Annotated in this window: 12 protein-coding genes and 1 pseudogene; 4 read left to right on the top strand and 9 right to left on the bottom strand. The window is 70.2% G+C overall.

Going from position 1 to position 15,320, the window contains the following annotated elements:
• Positions 1 to 98: 98 nt before the first annotated feature.
• Genes AB0878_RS45440 through AB0878_RS45425 form a run of 4 tightly spaced genes read right to left on the bottom strand, consistent with a single transcriptional unit; the run spans position 99 to position 6,643 of the window.
• The gene (locus AB0878_RS45440) at positions 99 to 1,097 is read right to left on the bottom strand and encodes an ROK family glucokinase (RefSeq protein WP_366588873.1); all 999 of its coding nucleotides are present in this window, start codon (positions 1,095 to 1,097) and stop codon (positions 99 to 101) included.
• On the bottom strand, positions 1,094 to 1,882 hold the full coding sequence (locus AB0878_RS45435; protein WP_366588870.1) for an HAD family phosphatase: 789 nt from the start codon (positions 1,880 to 1,882) through the stop codon (positions 1,094 to 1,096). The genes AB0878_RS45440 and AB0878_RS45435 overlap by 4 nt, the downstream gene beginning before the upstream one ends.
• Positions 1,866 to 5,183, bottom strand: a complete 3,318-nt coding sequence (otsB, locus tag AB0878_RS45430) for a trehalose-phosphatase (protein WP_366588867.1) — start codon at positions 5,181 to 5,183, stop codon at positions 1,866 to 1,868. The genes AB0878_RS45435 and otsB overlap by 17 nt, the downstream gene beginning before the upstream one ends.
• Before the next feature lie 2 nt (positions 5,184 to 5,185).
• Complete coding sequence (locus AB0878_RS45425) at positions 5,186 to 6,643, bottom strand: sugar porter family MFS transporter (RefSeq protein WP_366588865.1); 1,458 nt, start codon at positions 6,641 to 6,643, stop codon at positions 5,186 to 5,188.
• A gap of 224 nt (positions 6,644 to 6,867) precedes the next feature.
• Here AB0878_RS45425 and AB0878_RS45420 point away from each other — a divergent pair, with 224 nt between their 5' ends.
• A complete protein-coding gene (locus AB0878_RS45420) occupies positions 6,868 to 7,320 on the top strand; it encodes an archease (protein ID WP_366588862.1) in 453 nt (150 codons plus the stop codon).
• A 41-nt stretch (positions 7,321 to 7,361) separates the two neighbouring features.
• On the opposite strand, the gene AB0878_RS45415 is transcribed toward AB0878_RS45420, so the two are convergent.
• The 4 genes from AB0878_RS45415 to AB0878_RS45400 form a co-directional block, all read right to left on the bottom strand.
• Positions 7,362 to 8,084: a glutamine amidotransferase gene (locus tag AB0878_RS45415; protein ID WP_366588858.1), complete on the bottom strand. Its 723-nt coding sequence runs from the start codon at positions 8,082 to 8,084 to the stop codon at positions 7,362 to 7,364.
• Positions 8,077 to 9,360 (bottom strand): MurT ligase domain-containing protein, encoded by a 1,284-nt coding sequence (locus AB0878_RS45410; protein WP_366588856.1) that lies wholly within the window; start codon positions 9,358 to 9,360, stop codon positions 8,077 to 8,079. The genes AB0878_RS45415 and AB0878_RS45410 overlap by 8 nt, the downstream gene beginning before the upstream one ends.
• Before the next feature lie 440 nt (positions 9,361 to 9,800).
• Complete coding sequence (locus AB0878_RS45405; protein ID WP_366588854.1) at positions 9,801 to 10,499, bottom strand: DUF6308 family protein; 699 nt, start codon at positions 10,497 to 10,499, stop codon at positions 9,801 to 9,803.
• An 81-nt stretch (positions 10,500 to 10,580) separates the two neighbouring features.
• A complete protein-coding gene (locus tag AB0878_RS45400) occupies positions 10,581 to 11,768 on the bottom strand; it encodes a hypothetical protein (RefSeq protein ID WP_366588851.1) in 1,188 nt (395 codons plus the stop codon).
• Positions 11,769 to 12,117: 349 nt separating this feature from the next.
• Between AB0878_RS45400 and AB0878_RS45395 the strand changes: the two genes are divergently transcribed.
• Entirely contained in the window at positions 12,118 to 13,080 is a 963-nt protein-coding gene (locus AB0878_RS45395; protein ID WP_366588848.1) for a GlxA family transcriptional regulator, read from the top strand.
• Between the two features lie 6 nt (positions 13,081 to 13,086).
• Here the strand turns inward: AB0878_RS45395 and AB0878_RS45390 are convergent, their stop codons facing one another.
• Positions 13,087 to 13,821, bottom strand: a complete 735-nt coding sequence (locus tag AB0878_RS45390) for a hypothetical protein (protein WP_366588846.1) — start codon at positions 13,819 to 13,821, stop codon at positions 13,087 to 13,089.
• A gap of 218 nt (positions 13,822 to 14,039) precedes the next feature.
• Between AB0878_RS45390 and AB0878_RS45385 the strand changes: the two genes are divergently transcribed.
• Together AB0878_RS45385 and AB0878_RS45380 are read left to right on the top strand one after the other, a co-directional pair.
• The gene (locus AB0878_RS45385; protein ID WP_366588844.1) at positions 14,040 to 14,996 is read left to right on the top strand and encodes a M24 family metallopeptidase; all 957 of its coding nucleotides are present in this window, start codon (positions 14,040 to 14,042) and stop codon (positions 14,994 to 14,996) included.
• Between the two features lie 75 nt (positions 14,997 to 15,071).
• Positions 15,072 to 15,320, top strand: a pseudogene (locus AB0878_RS45380) (FAD-dependent oxygenase); the annotation flags it as partial.

Below are 15,320 nucleotides of genomic sequence, written 5' to 3'. Positions count from 1 at the left end.
GGTAGAGCCGACGTGGAACCCACGCGCAATCCGGGCCAAGATGTCCACAAAGGACTCCCCGGTCGAGAATCCCGGCCGGCGCCTGGAACCCGCCGGGCTCACCGCACATGGGACAGGTCCGCGGCGCCCACGAGTCCGGCCTCGTTGCCCAGCTCGGCGATCCGTACCTTCGCGGCGGGTCGGTGTCCGCGGCCGGTGAGGTTCTTGCGGAAGACGGCCTCCGTCGGCGCGCGCAGAATCTCCCCGGCCTCGCACACGCCGCCGGCGATGACGAACATGCCCGGGTCGAGGATCGCGGCCAGCGCGGCCATCCCGCGCCCGAGCCACTTGCCCAGCTCGTCGAAGCAGTTCAGGGCGGTCACGTCGCCCGACTGCGCAGCCTCGGTGACGAGGTGGCCGGTGATGCCCGCCGGACGTCCGCCGGCGAGCCGCAGCAGCTCCTGGGCCATCGAGGGCGCGACCGTCGCCTGCTCCTGCGCCTCGAGCACCAGCGCACGCCCGCTGCCGTACTGCTCCCAGCAGCCGTGCAGGCCGCATCCGCAGCGCCGTCCGTCGGGGACGATGGTGAAGTGCCCGATCTCGGCGGCCAGCCCGAAGCGGCCCCGGTAGAGCTTCCCGTCGAGGACGACCCCGCCGCCGATCCCGGTCCCGATGGTCAGGATGACGACGTGGCTCTCGCCGCGGGCGGCGCCGAACCGGGCCTCGGCCCACGCGGCGGCGTTGGCGTCGTTCTCCACGATCACCGGCACGCCGAGCCGGTCCTCCAGCGACTCCCGCAAATGCTCGTCCCGCCAGGCGAGATTCGGCGCGAACATCACGGTCGACCGCTTCTCGTCGACGAACCCCGCCGCGCCGAGGCCGACCCCGACCACGGTGTACTCGCTGGTCAGCTCGCGAACGGCGTCAGCGATGGAGTCCTGGGTCTTCGACGGGTCGTCGGCGGGCGTCGGACGCCGGGTGCGGGCGACGATGTGCCCGCTCTCGTCGACCACCCCCGCGGCGATCTTGGTGCCCCCGATGTCGACGCCGATGGCGAGGGTCCCCTCGGCGGCCTCGTGCAGCGGCCGGGGAACCGCCTCCGCCGCCGGGCTGCTCATGGCGCCCGCCCGGTCAGGACGTGGCGGCCGAGCGCCGCGACGTCGATCTCGTCGAGGGAGGTCACCACGAGGTCGGCCCGCGCGGCCGCGAGCAGCGCCTCGTCGTCGGCCCTGGCGATGCCCAGCGCCGCCATCCGGCCGGCCTTCGCGGCCTCGATGCCACTGGCCGCGTCCTCGACGACGAAGCAGTCTTCGGGGGCGACGCCGAGCTCGGCCGCGCCGGTCAGGAAGATCTCCGGATGCGGCTTGCCGTGGGCGAAGTCGCGGCCCGAGATGTCGGCGTCGAACGAGTCGAGCAGGCTCAGCCCGGGCGTCACGAAGCCGGCGGAAAGGCCGTTCTGCGCGGCGAAGGTGTCGAGGCGGATCTGCCGCAGGAAAAGCCCGGCGTTCTTCGACGACGACGCGGCCGCGGTCGGGATGCCCGCGGCCTTCACCGCGAGGACGAAGCGCAGCGCGTCGGGATACGCCTCGAACTCGCCGGCCTCGATGAGCTTGATGACCATTTCCTGTTTGTGCGCACCGTAGAGCTCGACGCGCGCCTTCGCGTCGGGCACCTCGAAGTACTCCAGAGCGGCCAGCGCTCCGGCGGCCCGGGGTTTGCCGGACATCACCTGCTGGTAGACCTGCGGAGTGAAGCGGTCGTCCGACCACGTGGTCCGGTCGCGGATGTCGGCCCACTCGGTCTCCATCAGCTCACGCAGCGAGTCCTTCCAGGCCCGCTCGTGCGGGGAGTCGACGAGCACGCCGTCGACGTCGAAGATCGCGCCCTCAAAGCCTTTCGCCATGGTGGCTCCCTTCCGCGTGGCCGGCATGGCTTGCCACCGCCGCCGGCGCGGGCTCGGCGGACACGGTGAAGACCCGGCTGTCCCCCGCCCCGAGCTCGTGGACCTCGTCCCCGACGCCGACGAAGACCGGCCCGCGGAAACCCTGCGGGAGCGCGAAGACGGTCAGCTCGTCGCCCGTGATCGACACCCGCAGCGGTACGCCGCGGTACTGCATCGGGAAAACCAGGCCGTCGAGCCGGTTGAGCTGGGTCGGCGCGAAGAACAGGACGCCGTCCCGCACGGCGCTGCCGACGTAGTAGCGCTGCAGCAGGTCCAAGGTCCCGGACATGACACCCATGTGGATGCCTTCCTTCGTCGTTCCTCCTTGGACGTCACCGATGTCGCTCTCCAGCGCCACGATGAACCGATCCCAGGAACTCTTCGGGTCCAGTGCGGCGAGCACGCCGGCGTGGGTGACGAGACTCAGCGTCGAACCGTGGGAGGTGCGCCGGTCGTAGTAGTCGATCGTGCGCCGGGCCAGCTCCGCATCGTGCTCGTAGCCGAGCCGGTGGAAGAGCGTGCGCAATTCCTCGCCGGAGAACAGGAAGAACAACATGACCGCGTCGGCCTGCTTGGCCAGTTTGAACCGGTCGGGATCTTCGCCCTCGGCCTTGAGGATCCGGTCCAGCCGCTGGATGTTCGCGTGCTCGGCCCGGTAGTGCTCCCAGTCGAGCTCGTCGAGGTCCTGGTAGCCCTCGAACTGGCTGATGACGCCGTCCGGGTGGAACGGCACGTACATCTTGCGGCTCATCTCGTCCCACGTGCGCAGCTCGTCATCGGTCAGTCCGAGGCGGGCGCTCAGCGCGGCGCGGCGGCTGGCCGGCAACAGCCTCAGCACCCGCGGAGCGGTGCCGGCGATCCAGGCCACCATCACGTTGGTGTACGCGTTGTTGCGCAAACCGCCTTCTTCGCTGCCGGGATGGCGCTCGTGGAACTCGTCGGGTCCCATCACGCCGTGGATCTCGTAGCGATCGCGTTCCGGGTTGTACCGCGCGATCGAGGCCCAGAACCGCGCGATCTCGAGCATCAGCTCGGCGCCGTAGTCGCGCAGGAACTCCCGGTCGTCGGTGGCCTGGTAGTACTGCCAGACGTTGTAGAAGATGGCCGCGTTGACGTGACGCTGGTTGTGGCTGAGATCGGGGTCCCACGAACCGGAGAGCGGGTTGAGGTGGACGACCTGGGTCTCTTCGGTGCCGTCACTTCCGCTCTGCCACGGGAACATCGCGCCGCGGAAGCCCGCTTCCCGCGCGGCGGCACGCGCTTCGGCGAGCCGGCGATAGCGGTAGAGGAGCAAGCTGCGCGTGATGGTGGGCAGCCGGAAGTTGAGGAACGGGTAGATGAAGAGCTCGTCCCAGAACACGTGCCCGCGGTAGGCCTCGCCGTTGAGCCCCCGGGCCGGGACACCCGCGTCGTGCCGTGCGGTGTGCCGGGAGCAGACCTGCAGCACGTGCGCCACGTGGAACCGCAGCAGCAGCTCGACCCGGGGTTCCCGCGGGAGCTCGAGATCGGACACCGCCCACAGCTCCCGCCACGCCGACGCGTGTTCCACGAGTGCCTCGGCGAAGTCCGGGTAGCGCAGGACGCCCCGCCCCGCGGCCGCCAGCGTCTCGGTGATCGCGTTGTCGTGCGAGGTGAACAGCGACACCATCTTCTCGACCCGGACCGGCCGGCCCCGCGCCACGTCGAAGGTGATGACCTGCTGGATGTAGTCGTCCATCTGATCCAGGGCGCGCTCCACCGGAAGCTGTTCATCGTCGAGGAAGACGCGGGTGCGCGCGGCCTCGGTGACGTAGATGTCCGACTGCCGGGTCTGCACCTTCAGCGCGATGGTCTCCGGACCGAAAGTACGCGGAGACACCGGGTCGAGGTGCCGTCCCTCGAGCTCGCGGTAGCGGGCGACCTGCTGGTTGGTCACCCGGCCGTCCAGCCCGGAGATCACCTCGACGCGACCCGACCAGTTCTCGGGCGTCAGCGTCCACTCGATACCGGCCTGGTGGCTGTGGGCCATGCTCACGAACCTGCGGCTGCGCAACGTCGTCTCCCGGCCGGCGCGGTCGCGGAAGCGCAGGACCCGTTGCACCATCGCGAGCCGGATGTCGTAGGAGTGCTCGTAGGAGATCAGGTCGACGTTGCCGAGCCGGATCGCCTCCTCGCCCTCGATGCGCAGCTTGAGCACCAGCCAGTTCGGCAGGTTGACCAGGTCCTCGTTCTGCACCGGCCGGCCCCCGAGGATGGTGGTTTCGCGGTTGAAACCACCGTGGGCGTAGGTGCCCGGATAGTGGATCTTGTCGGCGTCCTCCCACTCGGCCGCGCCGCGGGTGCAGAAGTACCCGTTGCCCGTGGACGTCAGCGACTCCCGCAGCCCTTCGGTGCCGGGATCGAAGTGGTCGTAGCCGACCACGCAGTCGGATTTCCGCTCGTCTCGGGGTTCGCCCTCGCCGACGGCCAGAGTGGACAGCAGCTGCGCCACCTCTTCCGGGGAGGAGAGCGCGAAGTCGGCCGACGTGCCGCGATCGGCCACCTCGGGGTCGGCGGCCCGTCCGACGAAGATGCCGACGCCGCCGCGATCGGCCAGTGCCCGAAAGGCGTCCTCGTCGGTGATGTCGTCGCCGAGGTAGATCGGGACCACGTCCGGCGAGTCCAGGTGCAGGGCGCGGAGCAGGTGGAGGACGGCTTTGCCCTTGTGCCAGTCGATCTTGGGCTGAAGCTCGTAGACCATCTTGCCCGGCGTCATCTTCAGCCGATCCGGATGCTCGGCGAGGAGTGTCTCGACCACGGTGGTGATCCGCTGCCGCCCGTCCGGGTCGACGAGCCGGTAGTGCACCGCGACCGAGGCCTTCTTCGGTTCGATCACCACGCCCGGGATCGAGCCGGTTTCGGTGCGCAGGCGATCGGTGACCTCGCCGATGACGTCCTCGAACCCGCTCGCGGCGTCGTGGTGGATCTCGCCGGCGGCCGGGCTCCAGATGTCGAAGCCGTGGCTGCCGGCGACCACGAGGTCATCGATTCCCATCAACCGCTGCACGTCGAGCCGGTCACGCCCGCTGACCACGCAAACCGGGCAGCGCATCGCCAGCGCGCGCACCGTTTCCCGCATGCGCTCGGAGATCAGGGCGTCCTCGGGGTGGTCCACGATCGGGGCCAGCACACCGTCGTAGTCGAGGAACACCGCCGGGCGCCGGCCGGCCAGCCGCTCGGCGAACCGATCACCGTCACGCAGCGCGTGGGGAAGTTCCCGGACTTTCGACGTCGGCTCGGTCATGGTCAGGCCATCTCCTCCAGCTCACGCCCCTTCGTCTCCTTGACGAACTTGAACACGAAGAAGATCGACAGGAAGGCGAAGAAGGTGTAGACGCCGTAAGCAAGTCCCAGCCCGACGTCCGACAATGCCGGAAAGGTCGTGGAAATGGCGAAGTTGGCCAGCCACTGCGCCGCCGCGGCGACGGACAGGGCCATCGCGCGGATCTTGTTGCTGAACATCTCACCGAGCAGCACCCACACCACGGGGCCCCACGTCGCGCCGAAGAACACGACGTAGACGTTGGCGGCGATGAGCGCGATCGGCCCGGCCGAACCCAGGTCCGGCGTGCCGTTCACGACCGGCGCGGTGCCGAAGAGCAGGGCGAGGACGCCGAGACAGACGAACTGGCCGATCGAGCCGATCACCAGCAGCGGCTTGCGGCCGATGCGGTCGACCAGCGCGATGGCGATGACTGTGGTGAGGATGTTGGTCACCGACGTGATCACGGTGATCGCCAGTGCGTTCTGCTCGCTGAACCCCACCGCCTGCCACAGCACCGAGGAGTAGTAGAAGATCACGTTGATGCCGGTGAACTGCTGGAAAATCGACAGCCCGATGCCGATCCAGACGATCGGCAGCAACCCCAGCCGCGGGCCACGGACGGTCACGAAGCCGGTGCGTTCGGTCTTTCCCCTGACCGTCCGGATGATCTCCGTGATCCGCGCGTCGACGTCTCCGCCGACGAACCGCCGCAGCACCTCGGCCGCTTTGGCCAGCTGCTCCTTCTGGACCAGGTGCCGCGGTGACTCCGGGATCGTCAAGGCCAGCAGGCCGTAGGCGAGGGCGGGAATCAGCAGCGACAGGAACATCCACCGCCACGTCGCGAGGCCGAACCACAGCGGATCCGACGCGCCGCCCGATCCGGCGACCAGTGCGTAGTCCACGAGCAACGCCACGAAGATGCCGGACACGATGGCCAGCTGCTGCAGCGAGCCCAGCCTGCCGCGCAGGTGCGCCGGCGAGATCTCCGCGATGTAGGCGGGAGCGATCACCGATGCGGCACCGACGCCGAGACCTCCGACCAGCCGCCAGAACGCGAGTTCCCAGATCGAGAACGAGAAGCCGCTGCCCACCGCGCTGATCGCGAACGCGATCGCCGCGAGCCACATGACGCGGATCCGGCCGTAGCGGTCCGCGATCGCACCCGCGAACCAGGCGCCGATCGCGCAGCCGATCAGCGCCGCGGCGACCGCGAACCCGAGGACGAAGGGCGACGCGTTGAAGGTTTCCCCGACCGCCTTGACCGCGCCGTTGATCACCGCGGTGTCGTAGCCGAAGAGGAAACCGCCGAGCGCCGCCGTCGCGGCGACGAGCACGGTGCGCCCGGTACTCGGGGTGGGATAGCTGACCCGATGCGCAGGATTGCCCAGCGGCCAAGGGGGTTCGCTCGACGGTGGCGGTTCCTCCGGTGTGGTCCCCATGTGGACCTCCCCCGCGCGAGGGTCTCCGAGGCAGGCTGCGCTCGACGGCTCCCTCACGCCTCTCTCCAGAGTGTGTCCTGGTTCACATTCCGTCAAGAGGGCCGCCGCCCGCGTAATTTGCACCCGGCGGGCGGCCGGTCGTGCCGGAGCCGACGGCCGAGGCTCGCTCGGTTCGCCTGGTCCGGGTGAGGCCGGACCCGGGCTCTGCCCCGGATGCTGCACTGGTGGGGAGGTTCGAGCGGAAACCATTGCCGAAGCAGGACGCCCGCGGTACGCGGCGCGTCGTGCACGCCGCTGACCTGCGCATCGAAGCGTGGGGACCGACGCGGGAAGCGTGTCTGGCGGAAGCCGTCCGGGCCCTGGTGGAGAGTTTCGCCCGGACCCGGCTGCACCGCGGGTCCACGGCCTGGTCGTTCGAGGTCTGCGGCGCGACCGACGGTTCGGTGCTGGTCGCGTTGCTCGACAAGGTCATCCTCACGATGCGGACTCGGTGCCTGATCCCGGTCACCGCCGAGGGGATCGTCGTGGACGGCTCGACGGTGCGGCTGCGCTGCCAGATGACCGACCTCGGCTCCGTCATCCCGACCGGGGCGATTCCGAAGGCCGTGTCCCGGCGGGAGGTCCGCTGCGAGCGCACCGAACGCGGCTGGCGGTGCGCGGCCCGGATCGACGTGTGAGCCGCCGCGAGGTCAGGCGGCTCCGCGCCGGTCCTGGAGGATCACCAGTGCGGGCCGCGCGTGGCTGCGCGCAACCGTTCGTCCCGTAAGGCGTCGACCTCCGGCAGAGCCAGCGGTGCCGGCGGGGTACCGAGCACCCATTCCAGGAGCCGGTCGGCCAGCGCCGGGTTGCGCGCCAGCACCGGGCCGTGGAGGTAGGTCGCCAGTATCCGGCCGGTACCCGCGCCCTCGGTGCCGTCCCCGTTGCCGACGCCGGCGCGGACCGAGCCGAGCGGACAGCTGCCGGGGCCGACGAGCGTGCGGCCCAGGTGGTTCTCGAAGCCGGTGAGGGGTTGTGCCGTCAGCTCGGGTTGGACGTCGACGACGATTTCCCCCACCGCACGCCGCCGTCCCGGAGCCGACACCACGTCGAGCAGGCCCAGCCCGCGGTGGGAGACGGTGTCGGGCGTCGTGAAGGTCATGCCGAGGATCTGAAGCCCGGCGCAGACACCGAACACGACGGCACCACGCGTGACCGCCCGCTGTAGTCCGGGGTGCCCGTGCAGGTCCGCCGCCGCGAGAGCTTGGGCGTCGTCTTCGCCGCCGCCCAGCAGGTACAGGTCGAGCGAACACGGCACCGCCTCGCCGTGGCGGGTCTCCGTCACGCTCGCGGCGATGCCCCGCCACTGCAATCGCCGCCGCAGCACCTGGGCATTGCCGCCGTCGCTGTAGGTGCCGAGGATGTCGGGCAGCAGCACCCCGATCCGCACGGCCGACTCAGCCATCGCCGAGCTGCCGCCGGAGATCACGGAAAGCCGTGTAGTTCGCGACGAGCTCGACCGGGCCGGGCGCCGGCAGTGAGGCGACCGCGGCGAACGGACTGGGACAGAGCGTGTGCCGCACCTCGGCGTAGGTGAGGCGGACGGCCAGATCGGTCGCCCGGTCGCCGGAGGCCACGACCTGGCGTCCGCGCAGCTGCTCGAACCGCACGTCCCACAGCCACGACATGTCCCGCCCGTCGGCCTCACCGCTGTTCACCGCGATCACGACCGGCGACCGGGAGTCGAGCAGCGGCAACGTTTCCTCCCAGCACGCCGGGTTCTTCGCCAGCATGACCCGCACACTGTGCCCGGACACCCAGGCCTGGCGGTAGCGGCCGGCGACGTCGGCGATCGGGCGCAGCTGCGCGACGGCCACCTCCGGCGAGACACCGAGCCGCGCGGCGGTGGCGACCGCGATCGCGGCGTTGGCGGCGTTCGCCCGGCCCGGCAGGCGGAGGCCGAGCTCGATCTTCGAGCCCGCCGCGGTTTCCACCGCATCACCGGTCAGTGTCCACAACGGATCCGGCCGGGCAAGACCACACGCACAGTGCCAGCCGGTGGTTTGCCGCACCACGGCTCGGCCGCAGCGGGCGCAGGCCACGGCGTCGGCGTGCCACCGCCCTCCCGCGCCGACCCACACGGGGTGCGCGGAGCCCAGCGCGGCCGAGGTGACCAGCGGATCGTCGCAGTTGGCGACCACGGTCGTGTCCGGCAGCGCCGCGGCGATCGCCCGCAACGCCCGTTCCGTCGTCCGGACCTCGCCGACCCGGTCCAGCTGGTCCCGGCTGAGGTTGAGCAGCACGAGGCACGCCGGGCGCACCTGCGCGGCAACAGCGGGCACGTACGTCTCGTCGACCTCGAGAACCGCCAGGGCGGCCCGATGCTTGCCCACCAGGGCGGCGACCACCCCGTCGGTCATGTTCGCGCCGTCGCTGTTCGTGGCCACCTCGCCCAGCGTCCCCAGGATCCGGCTGAGCATGAGCGCGGTGGTGGTCTTGCCGTTGGTGCCGGTCACCAGCACCACCGTCCGACCGCCGCCGATCCGGCTCAGCACGCGAGGATCCAGCGCGAGTGCGATCCGCCCGCCGATGACGCCGCCGCTGCCGAGGCCCATGCCCCGCGACATCGCCGCACCGAGCCGCCCGGCCGCCACCGCCAGCCACGTCCGCACCGGCAGCCGCCGCGGCACGCCCGGCACGACGGCCGGCGCACCGACGGCACACGATGATTCGGGGCTCACGCACGGCCTCCTTCGCGCTTGGTCGCCGTCCCCCTCGTCCGCCTTGGCCGGGCGCTGAGACGACGGCACGTCCGATGCGAACCGGGCGGCGTGTTCGGTTGACCCACCAGCGTACGTCGGGACGCATCGGTGCGCGTTCGAGTACGGACGGCGGGCGCTGTCCTAGTTGCCCTGTTTGTCCGTAGTGGCCGCGGACTTGCCGCCGTGTGCCAACCCGCGATCGTCCTTCACGCGGTGAATCACTGGCGAGGCGGCATTTTCAGACCCGCTCCGGGCGTATCCACTGGGTGCGCTCCTGCCGCGTCCGCTGGGCGGCATCCCGGGCGAGAGCAACCGCAGCCCCCACTGCCCGAAGTCGACATCCGCGAAGATTCGCGAACTCCCGCTGATCGACCACAGCCGCAGCAGCTCGTTCGGAACTTCTGCTCCGGGCCACGCACTCAGGCTGCGGTTGGCGAGGAGCTGTTCGCGCGCATCCACAGGACGACGTCAAGACAGCGCAGCAGACTGATGTCGTCCACGTCGCCGGCCTCGGCGCGCAGGTCCGCTACGGCGGCTGCGCGCGCCCCGTCGGCGTGGAACCACGTCCACAGACACGCCCAGATGCTGTCCGGCTGGCCGAGAACCGCTTTGACCCGGCTGTCGTAGACCGGCAGCAGGCGCGGCCGCTTCCGGGCCAGCAGCTTGTTGGCCGTGACCCACCTGTCCTTGCCACCACAGCGCTTGAACAGTTGCCAAAGCTGCGTCGCCGCCGACGCTTCGCTGTAGACCTCCCACGGTGCCTCGTGCATCGACAGATCGGAAGGGATCGCCGCAAGGAGCGCGGAGATCTCCGCGGCGTGAGTCATCGTCACATCGACGGCGACGTCGGCCAGGTCGGTGATGCCGAGGAAGTTGAGCGCGAGGACATCGCACTCGGTGACAGTGTCGGCGAAAACGGGCTGGTCTCCGGTACCGGCGAATCGCTCGAACCATCGACCGGTGTACCGCGGTGCACCGTCGTCCTGATTGAAGTACCGGCCCAGCGACGCCACCGACTCGGCTCGATCTGTGCCGCGGACGCAGCGATCGAGCAGACCGTGCTCGCGCGGGTAGGCCTGGGCCGACGGAACCCGCCTTGAAGTCGAATGCACCTGCACGCCCCTCACCACAGCTGGTCGTGAGGTGACGTCTCGGGTGTCACGCTGATCGTTACGACGGGGCGAACCAATTGACTGCCCTCAGTGGACGAACCCCGGAACCAACCCGAGAGCAGGAACCACCACCCCCGTGCACACCGTCATGGAGACGACGTTGCCGACGAACGGGTGGATCGTGGCGGGGAGCCGGCGGGAGGTGTACGCCGCGAGGGGTGGGGCGAGGATCGCGCCCAGGATGGCGCCGGCAGCGATGGACGGGGCGGTCGGGCCGTACGTCAGGACGACGGCGGGTGCGACGGACACCAGGGGGACGAAAGTCGGGTACCAGCCGTGGCGGGCCCACTGGCGGTGGTAGAGCAGGACGGCGAGCGTGGAGGTCAGGACCTGCGTGGTGAGCAGCGCCGGGAGCAGCGCGGTGCCATGGACCGGAGTCAGCGGGTTGAGCAGGTACGTGAGCAGCGTGCCGGCGAGCAGGCCGGCCGAGCTGATTTCGTTGCCGTGGAACGGGGCTTCGGTGAAGTCGGCCAGGACGCGGCGGAGGACCCACGCCGGTCCTTGGCGGGGCGGATCGACCGGGCCGGGTGCCGGTGCCGGCCGGCGGGGGAACCACGGCAGGATCCGGCACAGGGGAAACGCGAGCAGCGCACTGAGCCACATGCTGCCGGCCGTGCCGATCGAGGTGGGCAGCCCCAGGGGGTAGCACACGAACTGGACGAGCCCGATCGCGATCGGCGTCGTCAGCGCGGCGCCCAGGACGGCGCCGGTGAGGGCCACCCGCCAGCCCGGCCCGTAGAGCAGCACGACCGAGGGCGGGATTGAAACGAACGCGACGAACGTCGGCTGCCATGCGCCCGTGGCGGGGATCGTCCAGCCCCACGCGAGGTTCGACAGCAGCAGCCCGAGCAGTGCCGAGCCGGTGAGCCACGGCCACAACCCGGTGCGGGCGGCGATCGGGAACCCGGCCCAGCGACGCCGGCGCGTCGCGGCGACGTGGGCGAGCCAGCCGCCGGCGAGCAGGCCGAGCCCGCCGAGATCGGTTTTGAACGACTGCGCCTCGGTCGTGTCGCCGAGGCACCAGCGCAGGAATGACGGAAGCCGGGAGTACGCCCGCTCCTGCCACCCGTCGTAGCCGGGAAGCAGGTGCGGCAGCGAGCCGCTGACCGCCGAGAGCAGGTAGGCGAGACCGGCCGTCACGGCCACGAGCGCACCGCCCGCGAGCCAGCGGCCCACCGCGCGTCCGGCCGTGGGCGCGGGGAGCTGGGTGGTCATGGCGCCGGTGATCGGCGACCGGCCGAGAAACGTGCCACCGCTTTCCTCACCGACCCGGTTCGCTCCACCCCGTTGGTCCGTCCGGCCCGAAGCCGGGGACGAAACCTCGTATCCGCGTGATTCCGGTGTCCGTCCTTCGCGACCGAGCAGGAACCGTTGTCCCACCACGGCTTCCCGGCGGGCTCCGCCAGTCTGCCGGGAGTGGTGAACCGGGCTGCAGAGCGAAAACCGACCGGGTTCCCACAGATCCGGACATCGGTTCGGCACCGGGAGCCCTGGATGCCACGCTTCGGGCAACCCGGCGCTTCGGCAACCGCGCGCCGGGTTCGACGATTGAGAGGTCAGGACCGTGCCCAGCTCGAGGAACGTGGTGTTCGTCGTCTTCGACGGGGTGAAAAGCCTGGACGTGGCCGGGCCGGCCGAGGTCTTCGCCGAAGCGAACCTCTTCGGGGCGGACTACTCACTGTCCTATGTGTCACCTTCGGGCGAAGCCGTGGCCACCTCGACCGGGTCGACCATGCCCGTCGACGGTCCCGCCGACAGCGTGACGCGCGCGGACACCGTCGTGGTCTGCGGTGGCGACGTCCTCGTCGGCGCCCCCATCGATCCCGAGCTCGTGGCCGCCATCCGGGTGCTCCGCGAGCGGACCCGCCGGCTCGTCTCCATTTGCACGGGTTCCTTCGCCCTGGCGACCGCCGGCGCGTTGTCCGGGCGCCGGGCAACCACCCACTGGCGCCACGCGCGGCTTTTCGCCCGGGCGTTCCCCGACGTCGACGTGCACCCGGACGCGCTCTTCGTCGAGGACCGGGGGGTGTTCACGTCGGCGGGGGTGTCCGCCGGGATCGACCTCGCCCTGGCCCTGGTCGAGGCCGACAACGGCCCCGACCTCGCGCGGGCCGTGGCCCGGAACCTCGTCGTGTTCATGCAACGTCCCGGCGGCCAGTCGCAGTTCTCCGCCCCGCTGGAGATCAAGCCCGCCCGGACGCCGACGCTGCGAGACGTCGTCGATCTCATCTCCGCGGATCCCGGTCTGGATCACAGCGCCGGCCGGCTCGCCGACCGGGTCGGGGTGAGCACCCGGCACCTCATCCGGCTCTTCCAGGCGGAGTTCGCCATGACGCCGGCGAGGTACGTCGAGAAGGTCAGGCTCGATCACGCGAAGTCGCTGCTGGATTCAGGGCACAACGTCGAAGAGGCGGCGGCGGGAGCGGGGTTCGGCAGCCCGGAGACGATGCGCCGCACCTTCGTGGCCCGGTTGGGGCTCTCGCCGAGTCAGTACCGCGACCGGTTCAAGAGCACGGGCAGGTCGTAGAACCCGTCATCCGACCGCGAAATTCAGGGCCAGACGAAGTGCCTTGCCCAAGGGTTTCGGAACGAGCAGCGCCATCCGGCCGTCGGGCAGTTCTTCGGCGTTCCGGCGAGCCAGCGCCGAAAGAGTGCGGTGGATGTCGTGCGACGGGTACAGGGCGTAGGCCTGACCGATGGCCCCGGGCGGCAGGTGCCACCTGCGGATGCCGGCGAGATCGGCCATGGCACCGCCTTGGACGTAGTAGCCGATCGGGTCCGTGGACCGGTCGAGGCCGGGCGTCGCGTGCGCGACCACGGCATCGGCGGCTTCGAGGGCTCGGCGGCGCGGCGCGCCGGCGCGCTCGAAAACCTCGAGGACGGTGTCCGCCGACCGCCGGGTGAAATCCTCCCCCGGCACGCTGACGAGCATTCCCGAGTCGTGCAGCAGTGCCGTCACGAAGAGAAGTTCCGCGTCGACCTCGGTCTGGTCCGCCTGGGCCAGCGCGGTTCCGAGCAGCCAGGTCCGGTAGCCGTGGAAGAGAAGCGTGGTGCCTTGCTTCTTGGCCGTCTCCGCGGCGGTGCTCGCGACTTCGGTGTCGGGAAACTCCGGAACGAGCGGTTCCGCCGAACGCGGCCGGTTCATCGGCCACGTGAGGAAACCGCCGATCGTCTCCAGGACGAATTTCCGCATGCCGGCGCGGACGGTGGACCGCTCGGCGCGGGTCAGCACGCCGTTCGTTTCGCAGACCCAGGCGTAGCCGGCCATCGCCGAGGTCGATCCACTTGCTGCGTCGCCGCTTGCGCACACGAGGGGCTCCAGTGAGACGGGGGTTTCTGCTTCCACTTTTCGTGCTCGGCGAAGAGCCGGCCAGGCGGTGAGTGACCGGCGTCCCACACATTCGGACCCGGCTGAGCCGGACCGGCGAGATGGTCCGATTCCGTCCGGATCTGGGGGATTTTCGTCGGATTCCGCTCTTCAGTGCCGTGCGGGGCACGCAGACGCTGGAGCTGATCAACTCGACGCCACCACCGGAGGCACCGCACTTGACCCGCGAACTGTTCACCGACGAAGAACTCGTAGCGTTCAAGGCGGCGCAACGTCTCGCCTTCGACGCGGTTGTCGCGATCGAAGCCGAATTGCACGAAGGGATCACCGAGCAGCAGGCGGCCGGGAAGCTCGAGCGCTGGCTGCGTGCGCGTGGCGTTTCCCACTTCTTCCACTACGGCTTCGTGTGGTTCGGCGACCGTACCCGATTCAGGGACTTTCCGCCTCTTCCGCGCCGGGCCCGGGACCTCCTCGAGTCCAAGACGGCCCGGGGCAGTGGAACCTACCGGCCGAGCGGTCGCCGGCTGGCCCACGGCGACGCGGTCATCCTCGATGTCGGCCCCATCCATCGGGGTGGCGCCGCCGACATCGGGCACTCCTGCACACTCGGCGAGCCGACGGAGGAATTCCACGAAACCCGAATGGCGCTCGCCGCCTTTCGCCCGATGATTCTGGAGCTGGTGCGCAAAGGCGACACCCAGGCCAGGATCGACAAAGCGGTGGACGAGTACACCCGAGATCACGGTTATGTGAACATCCACTCGATGTACCCCGGTTCCGCGATCGCGCATCGCGTCGGCCGGGTGCCCGGCCTGCGGCTGCCGACGTTCAACGTGAAGGGGTTCAGCCCGCAGACCGTCGGCTACCTGGCCGGCGACATCGTCGGATCGGCCCTGCGCCTGGACGTTCGCTCCGCGCCCTTCTGGAAGCCGAAGTCCGACCGGCCGTGCGAGCCGGGGTTGTGGGCGTTCGAGCCGCACATCGGCCGCGGCGAGGTCGGCGCCAAGTGGGGCGAGGTTCTCGTGGTGACCGAGGACACCGCCTACTGGCTCGACGACGACCTGCCGCACGTTCGGTATTGGGCTGACCACGGTGTCGCCCAGGACCTTTCCTGAGCGGCGACAGCACCGGCCGCTTTCCGCACTTCACCGTTCCCCCTGAGAAACACCATGACTTTCGACGATTCTTCTTTGCCGCCGGTGCTGCCTGAGGATGCCGCGGCCCTGGCCGCCGCGGTGGCGGGTTCGGTTCTGCTGCCGGGTGACGTGGGATACGACGATGAACGCGCCGTTTTCAACCTGAACCACGAGCTGGTGCCCGCGGTGATCCTGGTGGCGCAGAACGCGGCCGATGTCCAGGCCGCGGTCGCGTTCGCGGCGGACCGGCATCGGCCGGTTCTGGTGAAGACCACCGGCCACCAGATGGTCGGCACGGCCTCC

The sequence above is a fragment of the Amycolatopsis sp. NPDC047767 genome (assembly GCF_040704195.1).
Lineage (GTDB): Bacteria > Actinomycetota > Actinomycetes > Mycobacteriales > Pseudonocardiaceae > Amycolatopsis.
The sequence above is the reverse complement of the archived record's forward strand: the minus strand, read 5'-3'. Positions and strand labels throughout refer to the sequence as shown.